At 68.1% G+C, this 23,113-nt stretch carries 16 protein-coding genes; 8 read left to right on the forward strand and 8 right to left on the reverse strand.

Annotation, left to right across the window (positions count from 1 at the left end):
* Positions 1–36 precede the first annotated feature (36 nt).
* Both ACWGID_RS04705 and ACWGID_RS04710 read left to right on the forward strand, forming a co-directional pair.
* A complete protein-coding gene (locus tag ACWGID_RS04705) occupies positions 37–654 on the forward strand; it encodes a hypothetical protein (RefSeq protein WP_452194430.1) in 618 nt (205 codons plus the stop codon).
* 3 nt (positions 655–657) lie between these two features.
* Positions 658–1,494: a hypothetical protein gene (locus ACWGID_RS04710; RefSeq protein ID WP_452194432.1), complete on the forward strand. Its 837-nt coding sequence runs from the start codon at positions 658–660 to the stop codon at positions 1,492–1,494.
* A 19-nt stretch (positions 1,495–1,513) separates the two neighbouring features.
* Here ACWGID_RS04710 and ACWGID_RS04715 read toward each other — a convergent pair whose 3' ends face one another.
* The 5 genes from ACWGID_RS04715 to ACWGID_RS04735 all read right to left on the reverse strand — a co-directional run bounded on the left by ACWGID_RS04715 (position 1,514) and on the right by ACWGID_RS04735 (position 8,651).
* Complete coding sequence (locus tag ACWGID_RS04715; RefSeq protein WP_452194433.1) at positions 1,514–2,533, reverse strand: LacI family DNA-binding transcriptional regulator; 1,020 nt, start codon at positions 2,531–2,533, stop codon at positions 1,514–1,516.
* A 132-nt stretch (positions 2,534–2,665) separates the two neighbouring features.
* A complete protein-coding gene (locus ACWGID_RS04720) occupies positions 2,666–3,985 on the reverse strand; it encodes an extracellular solute-binding protein (protein ID WP_452194434.1) in 1,320 nt (439 codons plus the stop codon).
* Between the two features lie 212 nt (positions 3,986–4,197).
* A complete protein-coding gene (locus tag ACWGID_RS04725; RefSeq protein WP_452194436.1) occupies positions 4,198–5,298 on the reverse strand; it encodes a LacI family DNA-binding transcriptional regulator in 1,101 nt (366 codons plus the stop codon).
* Complete coding sequence (locus ACWGID_RS04730) at positions 5,258–7,117, reverse strand: DUF2264 domain-containing protein (protein WP_452194437.1); 1,860 nt, start codon at positions 7,115–7,117, stop codon at positions 5,258–5,260. Before ACWGID_RS04730 ends, ACWGID_RS04725 begins: the two co-directional genes overlap by 41 nt.
* 412 nt (positions 7,118–7,529) lie before the next feature.
* Positions 7,530–8,651, reverse strand: a complete 1,122-nt coding sequence (locus tag ACWGID_RS04735; protein ID WP_452194438.1) for a hydroxyacid dehydrogenase — start codon at positions 8,649–8,651, stop codon at positions 7,530–7,532.
* 152 nt (positions 8,652–8,803) lie between these two features.
* Between ACWGID_RS04735 and ACWGID_RS04740 the strand changes: the two genes are divergently transcribed.
* The 4 genes from ACWGID_RS04740 to ACWGID_RS04755 are packed head-to-tail and all read left to right on the forward strand — an operon-like array spanning position 8,804 to position 13,620.
* A complete protein-coding gene (locus tag ACWGID_RS04740; protein ID WP_452194440.1) occupies positions 8,804–9,808 on the forward strand; it encodes an ABC transporter permease in 1,005 nt (334 codons plus the stop codon).
* Complete coding sequence (locus ACWGID_RS04745) at positions 9,805–10,698, forward strand: carbohydrate ABC transporter permease (protein WP_452194441.1); 894 nt, start codon at positions 9,805–9,807, stop codon at positions 10,696–10,698. The genes ACWGID_RS04740 and ACWGID_RS04745 overlap by 4 nt, the downstream gene beginning before the upstream one ends.
* Positions 10,699–10,708: 10 nt before the next feature.
* The gene (locus ACWGID_RS04750) at positions 10,709–12,364 is read left to right on the forward strand and encodes a hypothetical protein (RefSeq protein WP_452194443.1); all 1,656 of its coding nucleotides are present in this window, start codon (positions 10,709–10,711) and stop codon (positions 12,362–12,364) included.
* Positions 12,361–13,620, forward strand: a complete 1,260-nt coding sequence (locus ACWGID_RS04755) for an alpha-L-fucosidase (protein ID WP_452194445.1) — start codon at positions 12,361–12,363, stop codon at positions 13,618–13,620. Before ACWGID_RS04750 ends, ACWGID_RS04755 begins: the two co-directional genes overlap by 4 nt.
* Positions 13,621–13,680: 60 nt before the next feature.
* On the opposite strand, the gene ACWGID_RS04760 is transcribed toward ACWGID_RS04755, so the two are convergent.
* From ACWGID_RS04760 to hemW, 3 genes are all read right to left on the reverse strand, one after another.
* The gene (locus ACWGID_RS04760) at positions 13,681–15,003 is read right to left on the reverse strand and encodes a M60 family metallopeptidase (RefSeq protein ID WP_452194446.1); all 1,323 of its coding nucleotides are present in this window, start codon (positions 15,001–15,003) and stop codon (positions 13,681–13,683) included.
* Between the two features lie 102 nt (positions 15,004–15,105).
* Positions 15,106–17,469, reverse strand: a complete 2,364-nt coding sequence (locus tag ACWGID_RS04765; protein WP_452194448.1) for a polysaccharide lyase 8 family protein — start codon at positions 17,467–17,469, stop codon at positions 15,106–15,108.
* A gap of 118 nt (positions 17,470–17,587) precedes the next feature.
* Positions 17,588–18,859 (reverse strand): radical SAM family heme chaperone HemW, encoded by a 1,272-nt coding sequence (gene hemW / locus ACWGID_RS04770; protein WP_452194450.1) that lies wholly within the window; start codon positions 18,857–18,859, stop codon positions 17,588–17,590.
* Between the two features lie 201 nt (positions 18,860–19,060).
* On the opposite strand from hemW, the gene ACWGID_RS04775 reads away from it, so the two are divergent.
* A complete protein-coding gene (locus ACWGID_RS04775; RefSeq protein ID WP_452194452.1) occupies positions 19,061–21,067 on the forward strand; it encodes a DHA2 family efflux MFS transporter permease subunit in 2,007 nt (668 codons plus the stop codon).
* Between the two features lie 364 nt (positions 21,068–21,431).
* Positions 21,432–22,973, forward strand: coding sequence for an extracellular solute-binding protein (locus tag ACWGID_RS04780; protein ID WP_452194454.1), 1,542 nt, complete (start codon positions 21,432–21,434; stop codon positions 22,971–22,973).
* Positions 22,974–23,113 lie beyond the last annotated feature (140 nt).

Raw genomic sequence — 23,113 nt, forward strand, 5'->3', positions numbered from 1 at the left:
GCGCGCGGGGCCATCCTGATGCTGGGGGTGGTCGGTATGCGCGCCTGGGCAGTGACCGTTTCCGTGATCGTCCTGCTGGTCTCGGGATGCTCCGACACGTCTGGTGGTTCGTCACCACCGGACACCACCAGCACGCCGGAGAACACCAGCGAGCCCGCGCCGAGCCCGGAACCGACCACTGCCGAGTCGACCCAGCAACAGCAGGGCAAGCCGTCGCTCGAGATCGCGTCGCTCCCGATCGGCGGCGTCCCCGACGGTGGATCGAACTGCAACCCGATCAGCTGGCTCGCCGGAGACATCCCCGACGGCGTGACGATCAAACTCGGTACGCCGTTCTTCGACCCGAAAGGAATCTTCGAGGTCGACCAGTCCGGATGCACCGGCAACGAGCAGTCCTGCGAAGGGCTGGAGTGGACGGCGCAGAACCTGCCGCAATGCTGGGTCGGATTCAAGCAGGTCGCCGACAGCGGCAGCGTCACGCTCGTCATTCCGGCGGTCGCGACCTGCCAGACCCAGCAGCAGTGCGACGATCTGAAGGGCCTCGGCGGCAGCCAGATCGGTCTGACCGCGCAACCTCGCGAGTCATCGCCGACCGAGACAGTGCCGACCGAGACGACGCCGACCGAGACAGCGCCGACGCCCTCTGGCGGATGACCGATGGCGGACGAGCGGTCGCAGGCCGAGCGCTGGGTCAGTTTCGCCGCCGGCATCATCACGCCGGTGACGCTGCTCAGCGCGCTCCTGTTCTACTTCGGCTACGTGTCCGCGCGTTCGCAGTACGAGTACTTCGGGATCGACGTCGACACGATCGGCCTGAGTACGCAGGACTACGTGATGCGCAGCCCCCAACCGCTGCTTGTCCCGCTCCTCGTGATCACACTGCTCGCGGTCGCCGCGCTCCTGCTGCACAACGCGATCCGCCCGACCGCCGTCACCGTACGTCGTGCCGCGCGGGTCACGGTCGTCGTACTCATCCTCGGCGTCGCCGCGCTGCTCGCGTTCCCGCTGCTGCGGCACCTTCCGTACTACGCGCTGATCGTTCCCGCCGTCATCGGTCTGTCCGCGGCGGCGCTCGCGTACCTCACCTACCTTCGCCGCAAGACCGACCCGACGCTCGGTCCGCAACGGATCCTGATCGTGCTGCTCGCGGTCGTGACCGTCACGTGCGCGTTCTGGGGCACCGCGACCACGGCGCAGTACTCCGGGCGCGGTCTCGCGAAGGCCGACGCCCGCGACCTGAACCAGTTCCCGGTCGTCATCCTCGACACCAAGGAGAAACTCGCCCTCCGCTCCCCCGGCATCGAAGAAACGGTGCTCCGCCCCGGCGCCGGCCAATCCTTCAACTACCGCTACCGAGGCCTCCGCCTCCTGGTCGTCGGCCAGAACCGCCTGTTCCTCGTCCCCCAACACTGGAACCCCTCCGACACCACCCTCGTCCTCCCCCTCAACGACACCATCCGAGTCCAATTCCAATTCCAGAACGACCCACCGTGAGTTGGGGAGTGCTGTTCGGTCAGGCGCTGTCGCGGATTATTAGTTCGGTGTTGTAGATCTCGGGGGTGGTGAGGTGGGCGCCGGCGATTTTGGCGAGGAGGATCTCGGCGAGGCGGGCGCCTAGTTGCTGGACCGGTTGGCGGACCGTGGTGAGTTTCGGGGTGGTCGTGGTGGCCAGGACCGAGTCGTCGAAGCCGACGACCGCGACGTCGGCGGGGACGCGGCGGCCGCGCTGGGACAGGACGCGGAGGGCGGCGGTCGCCATCAGGTCCGAGGCGACGAACAGTCCGTCGAGATCAGGGTGGTCGTCCAGCAACCGCAGGGTCGCGTGTTCACCGCCGTCGGCCGTGAAGTCGCCGTACGCGACCATCTCCGGCAGGCCGGCCTCCTTCATCACTTCCTGGTACCCGGTCAACCGGTCGATACCCGCCGTCATGTCGAGCGGCCCGGCGACGGTGGCGACCTTCCGCCGCCCGATGTCCAGCAGGTGCTGTACGCCGGTCCGCGCCCCGGCCACGTTGTCGACGTCCACGCTGGCGACCGCGACATCGACCCCGAGCGGCCGCGCGCTGAACACGATCGGCAGCGGCAACTGCGCGAGCTCCTGGAGGATGTTGTCGCGCCCGTGGTGGCTGATGATGATCGCCCCGTCCACGTGCCCGCCGCGCAGGTACCGCAGCAGCCGCTGGTCGTCGGCTCCGGTCGGCTCTGAGGCCGGCTCGATCAGCAGCACGAGCTGCGACGACGTCGGCGCGAGCGTCCGGCTGACACCGCTCAACATGCCCGCGAAGAACGGGTCGGAGAACACCCGGCTGTCCGGCTCCGGCACCACGATCGCGATCGAGTCCGTACGCCGGGTCACCAGCGCGCGGGCCGCTCGGTTCGGGACGTAGCCGAGCTGGCGGATCGCCTGTTCGACCGCGGCGACCGTCTGGGGAAGGACTTTCGGCGAACCGTTCACGACCCTGGAGACGGTGGCCCGCGACACCCCCGCGACAGCGGCGACCTGCTCCAGCGTCGGAGAACCAGACTCGTTCATCGGCCCTCCTCAGTTCTCGATTGGCTCGCGTTCACACCGTAGTACCTCCCCGGTCGATCGCGCGTCAGTCATTGGCCGCCTGAAGGGGCGTGTTGGCAGTTTTCTCCCGCACGCCCGGTTCCGCTCCGGCGCTCAGCTTCCGGCGCGGGTGTTCGCGACCGTGTCCGCCTGGTCGACCGCCTGGTCCCACGCGGAGTCCGGGGACTGCTTGCCGTTGTCGACGCGGGCGAGCGCCGCGCTGAAGATCTGGTTGATCTCGCCGTCGCGCGGACCCTTGTGTTGCTTGAGGATCACGTTCTGCGCCCGGTTCACGAAGATCTTCCCGACCGGCGCGTTGTTGAAGTACGCGTTGACCTGCGAGGTCACCTGCGGATCGTCGTACGCGTCGAGCGTGGACGGGAACGAGCCGATCTTCTTGAACACCTTGATCTGCTGCTCCGGCGCGGTCAGCCAGGCGGCGAGCTTCGCGGCTTCCTCCGGCTCCGGCGACTGCACCGGCACGGTCAGGTACGAGCCGCCCCAGTTCCCGCCGCCGCCGGGGAACACATCCGCGACATCCCATTTGCCCTTGCCGTAGCTGCCCGCGTTGTCCTGGATGACACCGAGCAGCCAGCCCGGGCACGCCATCGTCGCGAACTTGTCGGTCCGGAAGGCAGCGTTCCACGCGTCGCTCCAGGCGGGTAGCCGCGCGGACAGGCCGTCCTTGCTGCCCGCGACCACCTGGTCCCAGGTCTTCCTGAGCAGCGGGTTCTCGTCGCCGAGGAAGCGGTCCTGGTTCGAGTAGTACGCCTGGATCAGCTGGTTGCGCATCGCTTCCCAGGTCAGTACCGCGGAGTCGTACCACGCCGAGCCGGGCACCTTCTGCTTGAACTTCCGCCCGGTGGCGAAGTACGACGGCCAGTCCTGGAAGAGTTTCGCGACGGCGGCCCGGTCGGTCGGCAGCCCGGCCTTCGCGAACAGGTCGCGGCGGTAGCAGATCGCCTCCGGGCCGATGTCGGTCCCGTATCCGATGATCTTGCCGTCCGCCGTGGTGGCGCCGGCGACCTTCCAGTCCAGCCAGCGGCTCTTCAGGTCGTCCCCGCCGTACTGGCGCAGGTCGACGAACTTGTCCGCCTTGGCCAGGTACTTGTAGATCCAGCTGACTTCCATCGCCTCGATGTCGGCCAGGCCGGATCCGGAGGCGAGGTTGGCGTCCAGGTTCTTGACGTGGTCGTCGACGGTCTTGGCGTGCTGCTCGACGATATTGATGTTCGGATGCTGCGCCTCGTACTCCGCGTACAGGTCGTCGTACCCGAACTCGTTGAAGGTGGCGATGGTCAGTTCGATCTGCGGCCCGTCGGCGGCCTTGCCGGCACCGTCGGCGCCGGATCCGCCACCGCAGGCGGTGGCGAGCAGGATCGCGGCACAGCCGAGCAGTCCGGCTACGGGGCGATAGCGGACACTGGGCCGCATGGTTCAGGCTCCCTGAAACGTGAGGGGATTGAGAGCGCTCTCGGATCGCGAAAGTGAGCTGAGTCTCAGACGTCCTCACCGGTATGTCAAGCACTCCATCGTCACGCTGAGACACCGGACGCACATGGTCCTGACATAGTGTCACCGCTGATCACGCTGTGAATTGCGCTGGTCACCGAGGGCGGCAGTTCCTGGGAGTTAGCTGTGCGTGATCATCGCGACGCCGGCGGCCCGACCGAGTCGCGGACCACGACGACGGTCCCCAGTGTCGTCATCGGCTGCTGGTGCGCGAACGGGTCCGCGCTCGGCTCCTGACCGGCCAGCCCGGCCCGGACGGCGGCCCGTCCGAGTTCCTCGAGCGGTACCCGGACGGTGGTCAGCGCCGGCTGCAGTTCGGTGGCCACGGGTACGTCGTCGTACCCGGCGACCGAGATGTCCTCGGGGATCCGCAGGCCGCGCTCGCGCAGGGCGACGTACACGCCGGCGGCGACGATGTCGTTGGCGGCGAAAATCGCGGTGAAGTCGAGGCCGTCGTCGAGCGCGCGCAGCGTCTGCTCGTAGCCCCACTGGCGGCCGAACGCGCCGGTGCGGATCAGGGCGGGATCGTGTTCGAGCTTGCGGGCGGCGAAAGCCTGCCGGAACCCGGTCAACCGGGCCGTCGTCGTGGAGAGCAAGGTCGGGCCGCCGAGGTACAGGATCTTGGTGTGGCCCGCGCTGAGCAGCAGATCGGTGATCGCCGCGGCGCCGCCGATGTTGTCGTACTCCACCGCGTACGCCGGTACGCCGGTCTCGAGCCCGGGCCGGCCGCAGAGGACCAGACTCGAACCGCTGCTCGCGAGTTGACGGGCACGCTGGCCGACCGCGGCGAAGTACTCCTTGTCCTCGACCGCGCCGCCGACCAGGATCACCGCGTCGGCACGCTGCTCGAGCAGCAGGTCGACGAACCGCAGCTCGGCGGACTCACCGCCCTGCGTCGAGCAGACCAGGCAGAGCCGGCCGGAGGCGAGCGCCTCGGACTGGACGCCACGGGCAATGTAGGCGAAGAACGGGTCGACGATCTCGCTGACGACGATGCCGACCACGCGGGTGGTCGAGCCGGCCAGCGCGCGGGCGTGCGCGTTCGCGACGTACCCGAGGTCACGCATCGCACGTTCGACGGCCGCGCGGGTCGAGGCGGCGACCGGATAGTTGCCGTTGACAACGCGCGAGACGGTGGCGGTGGAGACACCGGCCCGGGCGGCCACGTCGCGGATCGTCCGGGCGGCCTCGGGGTCACGCCGGCGCGCCCGCGACCGGGGCTGATCCGCCGCCATCACCCACCTCCTCACCCAGCTGTACGTCGGCCCTCGTACCGTCGGCGAACCGGATGGTGACGCGCAGCCCGTCCACCGTCACCGCGATGCTCTCGGACAGCGCCTCCGGCCAGACCGTGTCGCCGGACAGTACCACCGCGGACACCAGCACCTGCGGACCTTCTCCGCGGTGCTGAGCCTCGAGGTACGGCGTGGCGGAGTGCGGGCCGAACGCGTTCGTGTCGAGCCCACGCCGTACGTCGACCCGCTGGTACCCGTGCAGTCCGACCACCACACTCGTCAGCCGATCGATGCGGGTCGCCTGCGCCCATCCGTCGGCGACTGCCTCGGCCGGCATGTCCTCGTGCGCCACCGCATACCCGCCGTGACGCACGATCCCTTCCGGTCCGTCGACCAGCACACAGCGCACCTCGATCCGGCCGTGCACGACGCTCGCGACCTCGATCCGCGCGTCCTCCGTCGTCCACCACGAGGCCGCTCCACTTGCCGCCACGGCGATACGTCTGATCCGCCGTCGGCCGGCGGGCGCGCTGTCGAGGACGATCGAGTTGTCGACTGCGTGGTCGGTGAACTCGGGGCCGGTGCGCGTCGAGTACGCCAGGCGGTTGTAGTGCGGATCGCCTTCGGCGTTGTGGTCGCTGCCGTGGTTGAGGAGGCGGACCAGACCGTCGTGCTGGGTGGACTGGATGAGGAAACCCGGCGCCGGCATCGGGCGGATCTGATCGTGATTGTCGAGCGGGAGCGCCTCCTCGCGGTCGGTCCAGACGGCGTGATCCGCTGGGAGGAGCAGGCCGAGGAAGCCTTTCGAGGCCCAGTACGGCGAGCCCGGGCCGGAGTACGGCTGAGTTGTTGGCAGGTAGTGATGATGCCAGCCCAGATTCAGCAGACCGCGCTCGTCGGGGACGCCGTTGTCGATGAAGTGGCGGAGCGTGCCGGAGCAGAGCCGACGAGTCTGGCCCGGGGTGAGCGGGGTGGCGTCGAGGAGCGCACCCATCCAGTACGGCGCTGCGGTGGCCATCCGGTAGCAGAGTGAACGACCGAAGTGGATCGGCGCGCCATCCGTACCGGTGAGGTGGACGGCGTCTTCGAGGAACCGGTGCAGACGCTCGCGATAGAGCTTCAGCCTGCCGTCGGCCGAGGGACCGGCCATGCGGGTCCACAGCCCCGGGTAGAGGTGCATCGCCCACCCGATGTAGTGGTCGAAGTTCTGCCCGGGGCCATCGGAGTACCACCCGTCACCGACGTACCAGTCCTCGATCCGGTCGAGGCCCGCATCGATGTCGTCCTGGGAGTACGGCGCTCCGACCGACGCGAGGAACTGCTCGCCGACCACCTGGAACAGCCGCCAGTTGTTGTCCCACGTCCGCGACCCGACGAACCCGCTCAGCCAGTCGACCACGTGCCCCTGCTCGCGATCGTCCAACCGATCCCACAACCACTCGCGCGATTCGTGGAGCCCGACCGCGATCGCCGCCGCCTCGACCATCTGCTGCGAGCACGGCGTCAACCGCGGCCAGTCCCCCGCCGCACCGGCCACGAGCCCCCGCGCGTACCGCTCGACCAATCGCTCATCGACTTGACCGGCCGCGATCCGGAACGCAGCCAACAGGAACGACCGAGCGAACCCCTCCAGCCCGTCACAGTCCGCCCCCGACCAACTCCCCCGCCCCGGCAACCGCACCTGCGCCCCACTCGCCGAGAACCACGGCACCAAGGAGTCGAGCAGCTGATCAGCCACCTTGAGCCAGGTCTCCCGCGTATACCCCGTCCGCGAAGACACCAGCCGATCCGGCGCCGGCAACCGCATCCCGCCACTCATGCGTCCCCCATCCACAACCAGTCCACCTGCGCCGGCCCCCGCAACCGCTCGGCAGCCCCGCCAGCCAGAACCCTCACGCCCACCTCGTCCCACTCGACGCCCTGCACTCCCACACGCGCCACACGAGGGGTTATCCCCGCCAGTTGGGGGTTCTCCGTTGACATACGGGGGTAGAACCCCTGAAACGAGCGGATAACCCCACGCCGTACGACGCACCGCGCCCCGCGAAGCTCCCGCGCACCGCCGGGGGTTATCCCCTCCAGTCGGGGGTTCTCCACTGGTCTACGAACGCAGAACCCCCGAAACGAGCGGATAACCCCGCGCCGTGCGGCACACCGCGCACCGCGAGGCTCGTGCGGACCGCGAGGCTGGTGCGCGCGGGCTGGGGTGGCGCCCTTGGCCGGTTGGTTTTTCATGCGATGCGGTTGAGGTCGTCGCGGGTGATGGCGTGGGCCAGTGGATGGCCGGCCGCTAGGCGCTCGACTTCGGCGGCTGCGGCGTCGCCCAGGCGGGTGGTTTCGTTGCCCATGGCACCTGCGATGTGCGGGGTGATGAAGACGTTGGGTGCGTGGAGGAGCGATGAGTCCGGCGGCAGGGGTTCGGGATCGGTGACATCTAGTACGGCGTCCAGTCGGCCGGACACGCATTCGCGTTCCAGCGCGGCGTGATCGACCAGCCCACCGCGGGCCGTGTTGATCAGCACACCGCCGTCGGGCATCGACGCGAGCAGCTCCGCCGACACCAGCCCCTCGGTCTCGGGCAGCAAGGGCGCGTGCACTGTCACGATGTCGCTCGCCGCGAACAAGGTCGGAAGGTCGCACCACTCGGCACCAAGCGCCGCCGCCTCGGACGGGCTCAGATAGGGATCGCTCACCAGCACCGTGACGTCGAGGTCCCGCAACCGCTCGAGCACCAATCGGCCGATCCGCGATGCGCCGAGGACGCCCACCGTCGTACCGAGTGCGCCCAGAACCGGGGCGCCGGGCAACGGTCGTTTGACGCCGGACTCGCGGAGCCAGTCGCGGTGCCGGAAGGCGCGTTTGCCCGCGAGCACGATCGCCGCCAGCGTGAACTCGGCGACCGGGATCGCGTTCGCCGCGGCCGCTGACGACACCTCGATCCCGCGCTCGAACACGTCGGCGTCGACGAACGTCTTGATCGTCCCGGCCGCGTGCACGATCGCCCGCAGCTTCGGCGCCGCATCGAGTACGTCGGGAGTGATCCGCGGGCAACCCCACCCGGTCAGGAGCACCTCGGCCTCGGCCAACTCGTCCGCCACTTCAGCAAACGACGACACCAACCGCGGCCGCCCAGCGCCGGCCGAACTCCCGCCGACCGCGCTCCCGCCGACCGAACTCCCGCCGGCCAGGTTCTCCTCGTCGCAGCCGGCGCAGTCGAGGCCGAGCAACTCGGCGGACGCTTGCAGGCGCTCGCGGGTTGCTGGGGTGAATACCTCCGACCAGGTCTCCGCAGGCATCGCCACGAGGGTGCGCAACCGCGGACGGCTGCCCGGGTCGGTGTCAGGATTCGGCACGACTCACTCCTAGTAAACGGTTACTAGAAACCGTAGGCAGCTCGACGGCCAATGGTCAAGACATGTTCTCCAAGTCCTTGACAGCAAGGCGGTGAACGTTTCATGGTTACTGCCACCCGGGATAGCAACCGTTTACTATCAGGAGGCGCATCATGCATCGCGTCAGCCGATCCTCCGGCCGCGCACCGGACCGCGCCGCGAGTCGCGCAGCGAGCCGTTCCGCCCGCAAGGCCGCCCGTCCGGCCAAGCCCGGCGGCGGGCTGTTGGCGCGGCTGCGGCGTGATCGCGTGATGCTGCTGCTGGTGCTGCCCGGCTTCCTGTTCTTCGTGGTGTTCCACTACGTGCCGCTGCTGGGCAACGTGATCGTCTTCCAGGACTACCAGCCGTACCTCGGGTTCAAGGAGAGTCCGTGGGTCGGCTTCGGCAACTTCGCCGTGTTCGCCGAGCCGGACTTCTACCGCGCATTGCTGAACACGCTGAAGTTCGCCGTACTCCAGCTGGTGCTGTTCTTCCCGGCCCCGATCGGACTGGCGCTGCTGCTGAACAGCATCGTCAGCCCGAAGATCCGGCGGTTCGTGCAGAGCGTCGTGTACCTGCCGCACTTCATCGGCTGGGTGATCCTGATCTCGATCAGCCAGCAGCTGATCGGCGGCACCGGCCTGCTCCCGCAGTTGCTCGGCGATCTCGGCCTGCCGCGCGTCGACCTGATGACGAGCTCGGGCTTCTTCCCGTGGCTGGTGACGTTGCAGCTGATCTGGAAAGACGCCGGCTGGGGCACGATCATCTACCTCGCCGCGCTGCTGAACATCGAGACCGAGCACTACGAGGCCGCGGCGATCGACGGCGCGGACCGGTGGCGGCGGCTGTGGCACGTCACGCTGCCGGGCATCGTGCCGGTCACCTTACTGCTGCTCATCCTCAACCTGGGCAGCATCCTGTCGGTCGGATTCGAGCAGATCCTGCTCCAGCGCGACGCCGTCGGCGCGGACGCGGCCGAGGTCCTGGACACCTACGTCTACTTCCACGGCGTCCTCGACGGCCAGTGGGGCCCGGCTGCCGCGGTCGGTCTGGTCAAGGGCGTGATCGGCCTGGTGCTCATCCTCGGCGCGAACAAGCTTGCCCACCGCTTCGGCCACGAAGGGATCTACAGCCGATGAAGACCTCGCAGCGGCCGCCGTGGATGGAGGCGCCGACGAAGGCCGGGCTCGCGCTCAAGGGTGTCGTGATCGCGGTCGTCTGTCTGCTGGTGCTCTACCCGTTCGTCAACATCCTGGCGACCAGCCTGGCCGGCGAGTCCGAGATCACGCGGCGCGGCGGCATCATTCCAGTGTTCCCGAGCGAGCCGACGCTGGCGGCGTACCGGACGATCTTCGCCGGGGGCGTGGTCAGCCATGCGTTGCTGGTCAGCGCGGCCATCACCGTGGTCGGTACGGCGCTCAACATGGTCGTCACGATCGCGCTCGCGTACGGACTCAGCCGGCCGATCGTCGCCGGACGCTTCATCCTCACCGCCGTCCTGTTCACCATGTTGTTCGGCGCCGGCATCATCCCGAACTTCCTGCTGGTCAAGGCGCTCGGGATGTACAACTCGTACACGTCGCTGATCGTCCCGGGCCTGGTCAGCGCCTTCAACTTCCTGGTCCTGCGCAACTTCTTCCAGAACATCCCGGCGGAACTGCTGGACAGCGCCCGGATCGACGGCGCCGGCGACTTCGCGATCCTGATCCGGATCGTGCTGCCGCTGTCCAAGGCGGTCCTCGCGGTCGTCGCACTGTTCTACGCCGTCAGCCACTGGAACGCGTTCTTCAACGCACTGCTCTACCTGAGCGACACCGGCAAGTGGCCGCTGCCGCTCGTCCTTCGCCTCTACGTCCTGCAGGGCCAGCCGGTCGGCGGCGGCACCGAGTCGCCCGGCGAGGCGGTGGCGTCGATCCAGGCCGTGCAGATGGCGGTCGTCGTCGTGGCGCTCGTCCCGATCCTCTGCGTCTACCCGTTCCTGCAGCGCTACTTCACCAAGGGCGTACTCACCGGCGCCATCAAGGGTTAGGAGAAAGACCGTGACCACCCCATCACTCAGTCGCCGCAGCTTCCTGCGGAGCGCCGTAGGTGTCGCCGTGATGAGCGCCACCGGCGTCCCGACGCTGGTTGCCTGCAGCAACGGCAGTACGGCGGCCGGTACCGCGCGCGCCTCCTCGGTGGCGCTGCCGACGTACGTCGCCTTCGAGGGTCCGAAACCGGATCTGGCCGGCACCGCGGACGGCGTACCGCCGGGCTACCGGACGTACCCGAAGGACCTCGTCACCACGGTGAAGTCACCGCCGCTGTCCGGCGGCAAGGTGAGCGTGATGACCGACATCTTCGACCCGCTGCCGCCGGCCAAGGAGAAGAACGCGGCCTGGCAGGCGGTCGAGAAGCAGCTCGGCGGCACGCTCGACCTGACGATCGTTCCGGACAGCGACTGGGCGACGAAGTTCCAGACGGTGCTGGCCGCCAACGAGCTGCCGGATCTCGTCCTGTTGTCCGATTCGAGCCTGGTCAACAATCTGCCCGCCTTCCTGTCGGCGAAGTGCACCGACCTGACGCCGTACCTGTCCGGTGACAAGGTCAAGGACTACCCGAACCTGGCGAACATCCCGCAGGTGATCTGGCAGGCCTGCGTGGTCCAGGACAAGATCTACGGGCTGCCGATCCCGCGCAGCATCACCGGCGGTGCCGGGTTCTACAACCAGCGGCTGTTCGATGCCGCCGGCATCGAGTACCCGGCCACCGCGGAGGACTTCCTGGCCGCCTGCAAGGAGCTCACCAAGCCGCAGCAGGGCCAGTGGGCGATCGTGAACTCCAAGGGCAACACGTTCTTCACGATGGTCCAGCAGATGTTCGGCGTCCCGTACGGCTGGAAGCAGGACAACGGCAAGCTGGTGAAGAGCTTCGAGACCGAGGAGTACAAGGCGGCCCTCGAGTACGCCGTGAACTTGGTCAAGGCCGGCGTCCTGGTCCCCGGCTCGGACGGGATCGACGGCACCGCCCGGAAGAACGCGTTCCGCTCCGGCAAGGGCGCACTGGTGTACGACGGCTTCCCGGCGTACTCCGGCTATGTCAAGGACATGGCCCGCCTGGACCCGAAGAACGACCCGCGGGCATTCGTCCCGATGGCCCCCAAGGGCGGCAAGGCGAACACCTGGTCGGACAACATCCTGTTCGCCTACACGCTGATGAAGAAGTCGGACGACGCGCGGGCGAAGGAGCTGCTCAACGTCGCGAACTTCTTCGCCGCGCCGTTCGGCAGCACCGAGAACCTGCTGCTCAGCTACGGCGTCGAAGGGGTCGACTTCACCCGCGACGCGCAGGGCAACCCGACGCTGACCAGCAAGGGTGAGGCCGAGATGACCGTGCCGTGGAAGTACATCACCGCCCCGCCGCAGGCGCTCTACAACGCCCAGTCCCCGACATACGTCGACCGCGCGCACGAGGACCTGACCAAGCTGATCGGCCTGGTCGTGAAGGACCCGACAGCCTCGCTGATCTCGCCGACGAACGACAAGTCCGGGAGCGACATCGGGCAGAAGCTGAGCGACGTACGCAACGACGTGATCGCCGGACGCAAGCCGATCAGCGCGTTCGACGCCGCCCTGGCGAAGTGGAAGAAGGACGGCGGCGACAAGATCCGCGGCGAGTTCGAGTCGGCGCTGAGCGGCGGTGCGAGCCCGCGATGAGCTGGTTGACCGAGGCGCGGTTCGGGCTGTTCGTGCACTGGGGCATCTACGCGGCCGCGGCGCGGCACGAGTGGGTGAAGTCGTACGAGCAGCTCACCGACGCCGACTACCAGCCGTACTTCGACCACTTCTCGCCGGACCTGTACGACCCGGTGCGCTGGGCCGACGACGCGTGGAACGCCGGGATGCGCTACCTGGTGATCACCACGAAGCACCACGACGGGTTCTGCCTGTGGGACTCCAAGCTGACCGACTACTCGGCGCCGCACACGCCGTACGGCAAGGACCTGCTCGCGCCGATGGTCGACTCGTTCCGGGCGCGTGGTTTCCGGATCGGGCTCTACCACTCGCTGCTCGACTGGCACCATCCGGAGTTCCCGGTCGACCTCTACCACCCGCAGCGCAAGGACGTCGACTTCATCGACCGTACGGCGGACCGCGACGTCTCGAAGTACGCGGACTACCTGCACGGCCAGGTCCGCGAGCTGCTCACGGAGTACGGGAAGATCGACGTGATGTGGTTCGACTTCTCGTACGCCGATCGCGGGTTCAACGCGAAGGGTCCGGACGAGTGGCGGTCCGAGGAACTGCTCGCGATGGTCCGCGAGTTGCAGCCGGGGATTCTCGTCAACAATCGCCTGGGTCTCGGCTCGGGCGACTTCACCACACCGGAGCAGGTGCAGCCGCCGGGCAGTGAAGTTGCGGCAGGCAACGGTACGCAGGTGCCGTGGGAGGCGTGCCACACGCTGAACGGCAGCTGGGGTTATCACCGGGACAACCACGACTGGAAGTCGCCGGCGTTGCTGATCCGGATGCTCGTCGACGCGGTGTCGAAGGGCGGCAACATGCTGCTCAACGTCGGCCCGAACGGCCGCGGCGCCTGGGAACCCCGGGCTCTCGACGTGCTGACCGGCATCGGCGACTGGATGCACCTGCACGAGCGATCGGTGCGCGAGTGCGGGCCGAGCTCGTACGTTCCGCCGGCCGACTGCAGGTACACGCAGAACGGACGGCGGCTGTATCTGCACATCTTCGCCTGGCCAATGGGGCATCTGCATCTGCCGGGGCTCGGCGACCGGGTCGAGTACGCGCACTTCCTGCACGACGCGTCGGAGGTCAAGCGGGTCACGGTCGACCCGTCGGCGCCCGGCCACACGTACCTGGCCGGACTACCGGAGAACACGCTGACGCTGAAGCTGCCGAACCGCGCCCCCGAGGTCGACAGTGTCGTGATCGAGCTCTTCCTGCGCGACTGAGCTCACCCCGAACGACGAAGGCACCCACCCCGACCCGGTGGGTGCCTTCGTCTTGTTGTCCTACTGGCGGATCGTCGTCGGGTCGACAGCCGGCGGTGTCAGCTGCAGCGCCGCGAGCTGAGCGATCGCCTCGGCGTCGACCGGCACGCCCCATGCGCGGAAGAAGTCGCTGAGGTCGTGACCGGCGACCCGGCTGGACAGCACCACGAGATTCCGCAGCCGCACCGCCTCGTCGGTGTAGTCGCTCGCGTACGGGCGCTCGACGCGGACGAGCTTGTGCAGGTTCGGCCAGAAGCTGTCGCCGAACGCCAGCCGGAGCTGCTCGAACATCACCAGCTTCTCGTACGCGTCGAACGTCGTACCGTAGGTGACTCCCGGCGATCGCAGTTTGCCGGGCGCGCTCTGCCACGGTGTGAGGCCGGTCTTCGCGTCCGGTGCGTGCAGCCGCGGCTGCTGGCCGTACTTCGTTGCGAAGACCGCGTTGACCGCGAGCGAGTAGATGTTGACCGTCACCTCGGTCAACGAGCTGGGTTTGTAGGTGATCTGCTGATGCTGGTGCCCGAGCTCGTGGTAGATCCCCCAGCCGCGCATCCGCAGCCCCTCGACGGTCAGCATCCGGTCCTGGATCGGCGGCGGGAACGACATGTGGCCGTGCGTCGCATACGCGCCGACGCCCGTGATCGCGGACGGATACCCGACGAAGTGGTACGGGTGCACCAACCGCGCGTGCACCGGCGCGGACCCGTCGTACCCGCTGGTGGTGTCCTCGATCCGGATGATGTCCTCGTAGGTGGACAGCAGATCGGTGTGATTCTCGCTGCGGTACGTCAGGGCCGAGGCGCGTTCGACCGTGATCGTCGCGTGCGGCGAGACGAGCTCGACGTACGGCGTGGTGCGCTCGTCGAGCTGGCCCTGGAACTCGGCCTCACCGGTGCGGCCGAGGACGAAGTACGGCATCGGCTGGGCCTGCTCACCGATCGTCACCTTCGCCTGGCCGGAATCGCCGATCAGCTTGAGGTAGACGACACCACCGCCGGCGTCGGTGATCGTGTTGCGGCCCAGTTGGAGCGGGTACTCACGGGACGACTTGAACTCGGCGCGCGCGTCGGCGTCCGGTGCACCGATCACGAGCGTCGGGAGCAGGCTGCCCTGGTGTACGACGACGTTGAGCGCGGTCGCGGACGGGAGATAGAAGCCCGTCGAGCGGAGCTCGGTGGGGCTGAGCGAGTTCTGGGTGCGGTCGAGCTCCGTCGTGCGGGCCGATGGCAGAGCGGGAATCGTGATGGTGTTACCACCGGTCTGCGCGCTGGCCACCGTGGGTACGGCGGCGAGCGCCAGACCGGCGCCGGTGATCTGAAGAACACGTCGCCTGGTGAATTGCATGGGGCGGGCGTGCGGCATCATCGAACAACCTCCTGGTTGAACTTGCCAGCACCCGGCGACCCGGCCGGCGCATGATCGCCGGCCCCGGTTGCTTGCGGAAAATCAGTGGAAGGACGCGGTGTGCGTCGCTCCTCGGGTACCACCGACGGCGATGTCGAGCACCAGCTGCTTGCCGGTCGCGACCACCGTCACGGTGGCGTCCTTGTCGACAACTTCGCCGATCGGCTTGTCGACAATCAGCCTCAGCGTCTGCACCGTGCGGCTCGGATCCGACACCGCGACGGTCGTCGTACGGCCGTCCTTGCCGACCACGACGGACGCGGGCCCGTCGACGGTGAGTTCGCCGACCTGTCCCGCGGCCCAGAAGTTCGCCAGCGTCAGTTGCTCACGGTGTGAGCGGATCGCCTGCACGGCTGAGGTGTTCGCGAGGATGCTCAGGCCCGGATCCGCAGCGCGCTCGGCGGTCTCGCGACTGGTTGCTCCGGGCAACAGGACGTAGGCGTAGCCGCCGGTCGCGGTGCCGTGCTCGACGATCAGCTTCGCGTACCGCCGGGTGTAGGGCGTGGTCGAACCGGCCGTGTCGTTGCCGATGTTGATCTCCGACCAGGACGCGGTGCGATCTTCCCGCTCGGTCCGGACCCGTCCGCCCTGCGGGAACACGTAGCCCGCGACGCCCTCCAGATGGGCCCACCGCGGATCGTCGTACGTGCCACTCGCGGTCCGCCCGTCGACGAGCAGCGCGGCGGTGCCGTTCTCGTGCAGGTTCCGGTTGTCGACGACCGTCTCCACCGGATAGCCGTCGGTGCCGACGATTCCGGCGCCGAGGGCAACGACCGAGTCGCGCAGGCAGAACCACGACTTCCGGGCTTGCAAGGTCTTGTCGTAGTTGATCAGGTGCATACCGACGGCACCCGCGATCTTGTTGTACGACGCCCCGCCGACCCACTCGGCGTAGGCCGCGACCGTGCCGGTGCCCGCGCCGCTGCCACCGGGATCGCGCGGTTTCGTGCTCACCGTCGTACCGGGCAGGCGCTCGGCGTCGACCGTCGGCCAGTACGCGTCGTTGAACTGCGCCTGGTCGTCCGTGTACAGGTAGGTCATGCCGTCGCCGACGTACCAACCGCGAAGGTTCTCGCCGTTGCCCCACTCGTACCGGGCCATCCGCTTCGACGACATCGCGATCGCGAACGTCCAGCCCGGGCGCCGGTGCACGACGCGGTCCTGGTTGTAGAACTGGAAGTGCTGCGGAGTCGCCGGCGCCGGCGTCACGGCGGTGTCAGCGAGGAGTGTCTTCGCGCGGGAGATCTGGGGAATGGAAGCGCCGGGAAGGTAGTCGTTCAGGCGGTCACGGGTGATCCAGCCCTTCGCGAGCGCCTTGTAGCGCGAGGCGTACGGTTCGGCGACACCGCTCGCCAGCAGCAGCACGGTCGACGTGGTGCCGTGCCCGTTGCTGTGGTCGCCGGCCTGCTCGCGGGAGATCGCGCGACCGGAGACGCAGTCCATCATCAGGCCGTCGGTCATGAACGGGGCGAAGCTCGCCTCGACCGCGTCCAGCAGTACGGCGCGGTTCGGGTCGGTGATCTCCCATGTGGAGCCGCCGAGCAGCGCGATCAGGTTCGCGACGCCTCCGAGCGCGACGTTGCCGTACGTGCCGACGTACGCGAGATTGCCGTGCTGGACGAAGGAGCCGTCACGGTAGAAGCCGTCGCCGCTCGTGACATAGGTGAAGATGCTGTTCTTGCCGGCCTCGACGACATCACTGAGCGCGTCGCGGGCGGTGGCGAGCTTGTCGGCGGACTTCCCGACGATCCCGCGGAGCGCGACGATCAGCGCCTTGTCGACCCGGTTCGCGCCGGTCTCGCGCAGCGACGGGGAGTTGGTCCGGCGGTTCGGGTCCGGGACGAAGTGGTCGACGGCCCTCAGGTACGCCGTGATTTGGTCGGCGGAGAGGACGTCGTACGCGAGGATGCAGGTGTCGAGGAGGGCGCGCGGTGCGCCGATCTCCCAGAACCACCAGTTGCCGGTCTCCTTGAGCGACTCGTTGAAGCTCTTGCCGTTCAGGAAGTCGAGCGCACTGCTCAACTGGTCGCCGGCGTCGGTCACCGTGGTGCCGCTGGTCGCGCGGGCCAGGGCGATCGTCTTCAGGCGTGTGTAGCTGATCGAGAAGTTGCCGCTCGCCGCGCTGAGCGGGAGGTCCGGCCAGAGTGCGGTCCGGTCCGCCGCCGTGATCAGCGTGTCGACGAAGCCCTGAGCCTGCTCGCTGAGCGCGGCGAGCGCATCGGCGTACGCGCTGTCCGCGGCGTCGATCGCACCGCCGGTGTTCAGCTCGGCCCAGCGCGCCCGGAGGACGTCGAACTCGTCCTCGGCGAACGCTCGGGTGGGCAGGCTGAGCGCGCTCAGACTGCTCAGAGCGCCGGCGGCGAGCCCGGCCTGGAGCAGCAGGCGGCGACGGATGAAGGGCGGCATCGCGACTCCTCGGAAGGGGTAGTAAACGCTTACCACCAAGCCTGCCGTCTGCGCACAACAGTCGTCAACAGGTCACTGTGATCAGTTCTGATCACTTACGGCAGGGGTCGCGGATCAGTTACGGCAGCAGGTCGCGGACCACCGCGTCCGCCAGCAGCCGACCCTTGTCGGTCAGCACAAGCCGCTCGCCACCCACCGCTCGACCGCTCGCCTTGCGAACCTCGCTCGCCTCGCGCGTCAACGCGCCGTCGGCGATCACGGCGAGGCCGTCGGCGACCACCTGGTCGATCGCGGCTCGGCCCGCGTCGTCGAGGACTTCCAGCGGGAGGCCGGCCGACAACCTGACCTCGAGGAGCACTCGCTCGATCCGACGCGTCTCCTCGTCCAGCGTCTCGCGGGCGTACGCCGGACTCTCGCCCGCACCGATGCGCTCGGCGTACGCGCTCGGGTGCTTCACGTTCCACCAGCGGATCCCACCGACATGGCTGTGCGCGCCCGGCCCGATGCCCCACCACGTGTCGCCGCGCCAGTACAGCTCGTTGTGCCGGCAGCGCGCCGCGTCGGTCCGCGCCCAGTTGGACACCTCGTACCAGCGCAGTCCCTCGGCCGTGAGCAACTCGTCGGCCAGCACGTATTTGTCAGCGAGATCGTCGTCGTCCGGCATCGGCAGCTCACCGCGCCGGATCCGCCGCGCGAGCTGCGTCCCGTCCTCGACGATCAACGCATAAGCGCTGACGTGATCCGGCTGCACCGACAACGCCGACTCCAGCGACGCCCGCCAGTCGTCGAGCGTCTCCCCCGGCGTCCCGTAGATGAGGTCAAGGTTCACGTGCTCGAAGCCGGCCGCGGCCGCCTCCTTGACCGCCTGCAGCGCCCGGCCCGGGGTGTGCTGCCGATCGAGGATCTTGAGCACGTGCGACGACGCGCTCTGCATCCCGAAACTCACCCGCGTGAACCCCGCCGCCAGCAGACCCTCGAGATACGCCGGGTCCACCGACTCGGGATTCGCCTCGGTCGTCACCTCCGCACCGGGCGCGAGACCGAACTCGTCCCGGACGGCGGCGAGCATCTTCCCGAGATCCGCGGCAGGCAGGAGGGTCGGCGTACCGCCACCGAAGAACACCGTGTCGACGGGCCGGTCCAGGTCTCCGAGCACGCGGCGCGCCTGCCGGACCTCCTCGACCGCGGTGTCGGCGTACGACGCCTGCGAACCACCGCCGCCCAGTTCTTTGGCGGTGTAGGTGTTGAAGTCGCAGTACCCACAGCGTGACGCGCAGAACGGGACGTGCAGGTAGAAGCCCAGCGGCCGCGAACCGGCCTCACGCACAGCGGCATCCGGCAACGCCCCATCCCGGGGCGCAACCTCCCCCTCGGGCAGTGTCGACGGCACCCACCCATCCTACGGAACCCCGACAGCGGCGAACCGAGCAACGGGTAGTGGTCGGTCTGCGCCAGACATTCACGGAGGAACGCAGGCGGTCGGGGGCCGGTGAGGCCGACCACTACCCGTTCTTCGGTGCGGCACTATTTCTTGACCGGATCGCAGCGCTGATGCTGTAGCAGAAAGTGCTGAGACGGTTACATTCGGCTTATGGACACCGAGGCTCAGCCAGTCGGACGCGGCACCCGGAACGCGGTCGTCGTCGCGATCATGCTCGGAATGCTGCTCGCAGCCCTCGACCAGACGATCGTCGCGACCGCGTTGCCGACCATCGTGAGTGACCTGGGTGGCGCCAACCATCTGTCCTGGGTGGTCACGTCGTACCTGCTCGCCGAGACGATCATGACCGCGCTGATCGGGAAGTTCGGCGATCTGTACGGGCGGAAGCCGATGTTCCTGCTCAGCGTCGTACTGTTCCTGGCCGGCTCCGCACTCTGCGGGATGGCGGACTCGATGCTGTGGCTGGTCGGGTCCCGCGCGATCCAAGGCCTCGGCGCCGGCGGCCTGATGGTGACCGCGATGGCGGTGATCGCGGACGTCGTACCGCTGGCCGAGCGCGGCCGGTACCAGGGCGTGATGGGATCCGTGTTCGGGGTGTCGACCGTCGCCGGGCCGCTGCTCGGTGGGTTGTTCGTCGACCACCTGAGCTGGCGGTGGGCGTTCTACGTCAACCTGCCGCTCGGCATCCTGGTGCTGATCGTTGCCTCGATCACCCTTCCGTCGGTGAAGGCCGCCGTCGGGCCGAAGATCGACTACCTCGGGATCCTGTTCATAGGCCTCGCGGCGACCGGGTTGACGCTGGTGACGACGTGGGGCGGCAACGAGTACGCGTGGACGTCCACGGTGATCATCGCGATGGCGGTCGGGTCGATCCTCGCGCTCGGGATCTTCGTGCTCGTCGAACAGCGGGCCGCCGAGCCGTTGCTGCCGCTGCGGTTGTTCCGGTCCGGGGTGTTCACGGTGTGCTCGGTGATGAGCTTCATCATCGGGTTCGCGATGCTCGGCGGGGTGACGTATCTGCCGACGTACCTGCAGTTCGTGCACGGCGCGTCGGCGACCGAGTCCGGGCTGCAGATGCTGCCGCTGGTGTGTGGGCTGCTGGTCGCGTCCGTGCTGGTCGGGCAGATCATCAGCAAGACGGGACGGTACCGACTGTTCCCGATCGCCGGCACGGTGCTCATCGGAGTCGGGCTCTTCCTGCTCTCACTCCTCGACAACTCCACGCCGTACGTCGTGACCGCGGCGTACATGATCGTGCTGGGACTGGGCGTCGGGCTCTGCATGCCGGTCCCGACCGTCGTCGTGCAGAGCACGGTCGACTACGCCGATCTCGGGGTGGCGACCTCCGGGGTCAGCTTCCTGCGCACAATGGGCAGTTCCTTCGGCGTCGCGGTGTTCGGCTCGATCTACGCGCACCAGTTGCCCGAGAAGCTGGGCGTCGCGGTCCAGACGGCCCAGGTCGATCCGCGCTTGGCGTCGACCGTCGCGGGCGTCCGCTCGCTCCCTGACGCGGCACGCTCCGTCATCACCGCGGCGTACGCCGACTCTCTGCACGTCGTGTTCCTCTGGGCGGTGCCGGTCGCGGGCTTGGGTTTCCTGACCGCGTTACTGCTGAAGGAGGTGCCGCTACGTGACACCGCCCGGATGGCGGCCGCCGACGTCGGCGAGAACTTCGCGGCGCCGGCGTCGTTCGACTCCGAGCACGAACTGCAGAAGCTCGCGGCCCTCGTCGTCCGTCATCACAAGCGGAACCCGGCTCCCGAAGTACTCGCGGAATCCGGGCTCCCGCTCAGCGCCGCCGAGGCCTGGATGATCATGCGCGTCTTCCGCGGCGGCGCCGAATCCGGCTCCGCCACCCTCGCCGAGATCACCGGCGACCTGCGCGTCCCACCCGGGGCCTTCGAACCGCTCGCCACCCAGTTGGTTGCCGACGGCTACCTCTCCGAGACTCTCGGCCACTACCGCTTCACCACCCTCGGCCTGGAGATGTTCCAGCGCTTCGTCGGCGCCTTCCGCGTCTGGATCCTCAACCACCTGTCCGACTGGGACCCCGAGAACACCGACTCGTTCTCCCAAGCCGTAGACCGCCTCGCCGAACAGATGATCGACCAGGGCCAATCCCTCACCACCGGCAAACACGCAGCCCTCACCCACTGAGCAGCTCCCCTCGCGACGGCCGGCCCGTTATTTGAGAAACGGTGGACGGCGGAGGGTTTGGCGGTGATGGATAGGTGCGTGGGGTGCGCAGATTGAGCTTTGTGGAGGCTTGGGGCGAGCGTCGCGCGCAAATGGGGTGGAGAAGTTGCGCGAGATGAGCAGGAATTGGGGTTCCGGCTGCGCGGAACGCTAGACAGCGCGCGATTCGCGCAGTAGCGTGCTCCGCACAGTCTTCAGCGAGCTGCAGGTGATGGGGGTACGGCAGGAATGCCGTCGGGTGCCGGGGTCGGACGACCTCCGCCGCCGCGTACCCGCCTGCCTTTGAAACGTTCCCAGCGTGTTCCCAGCATGAAGGAGTACCCACATGAGGAAGATCCGGTTCGCCCGTGTTCTCGCCTCGGTCGCGGCCATCGGTCTGGTCGCCGGCGCCTGTTCGGGCCAGAGTGACGAGGGGTCGGGCGGCGGGTCCGACACCCAGTTCAGTTACCGGCTGCCGGACCGGTTCAAGGCTTGGCTCGACGACCTCAACTGGCTGCCGGAGCTGGAGAAACAGTCCGGCGTGAAGGTCGAAACGATCGACGGCGGGCCGGAAGACGGCTACTACCAGCAGCTCGACCTGGCGCTCAGTTCGGGCAAGGTGCAGGACGCGGTGATCGCGAACATCTCGCAGACCGAGGTGTACGGCGAGCAGGGCGCCTTCCAGGACCTCGCGCCGCTGATCTCCAAGGAAGCGCCGAACCTGCAGAAGTACATCGACGCGCACCCGAAGTACAAGCAGCTGATCACCGCCAAGGACGGCAAGATCTACGGGCTGCCGGCCGAGTCGCCGCGGATCTCGCCGGTGACGTTCTACCGCTCCGACATGCTGACCGCGGCCGGGATCACCAAGGCGCCGACCACGACGGCGGAGCTCACCGACGCGCTGCGGGCGCTGAAGAAGAAGTACGCGAGCACCAAGAACTACTTCCCGCTGACCGGCCGGGACGCCTTCCTGCGCTGGGCGTACGCCTACGACGCGGCGTTCCGTGCCGACGAGGGCGGCAAGATCCACGGCATCTACGACGACAAGCTCGGGAACACCGATCTGCAGGCGCCGGGCTTCAAGGACATGATCACCTGGTACCACCAGCTGTACACCGAGGGTCTGGTGGACCCCGAGTGGATCGCCGGTGCGAACACCGAGGACAGCTGGCAGACCAAGATGCTGACCGGTCGCGGCACCGTCTCGGACGACTTCTTCACCCGGCCGAGCTGGTTCCTGGAGAACGGCGGCCCGAAGAACGACCCGAAGTACGCGATCGACGTGATGCCGGCCTTCAAGACCCAGACCGGTGCCCAGGGCAAGGTTCCGGCGAACCAGCAGTGGAACCTGAACCGGGTGTTCGCGATCAGCTCGTCGGCCAAGAACGCCGACGCGATCATGAAGTTCGTCGACAACCTGTACTCCGAGAAGGGCGAGACCGCGATGCACTTCGGCGTCGAGGGTACGTCGTACAAGGTGGTCAGCGGTAAGCCGGCGTACACGCTGGACTTCGCCGTCGAGGGCAACAAGCCGGCCGGCACCAAGGCGTGGAACTTCCTGCAGGACCGGCTCACGTTCCCGGCGCCGGTGGACAACCAGGCGTACTACCAGTGGATGGACAAGAAGACGAAGTCCTTCGCCGGTGACTACTTCAACGCCTACCTGACCGACACCCCGGTGATCAAGTACGACTCCGACCAGCTGAAGAAGCGCACCGATCTGCTGGCCGCGGTGGAGCCGTACGTGCTCGCCGAGGTGACCAAGTTCGTCAACGGCAAGCGGCCGATGAGCGAGTGGGACCAGTTCGTCACGCAGGCGAACCAGAAGGGCTACCAGCAGCTCAACGACATCGAGAACGCCGCCTGGTCCGCGACGAGCAAGTGAGTCGATGATGGCGACGACTGAACTGACCCGCCCGTCCACCCGGGGGGGGGGGGGGGGGCGCCGCGGGCCGGGCCGGCGCGGGGGCCCCCCCCGCCGCGGCGGGGGGGGGGGCGCGGGGCGGCGGGAGGTGAGATTTGCTC

The sequence above is a fragment of the Kribbella sp. NPDC054772 genome (assembly GCF_053611945.1).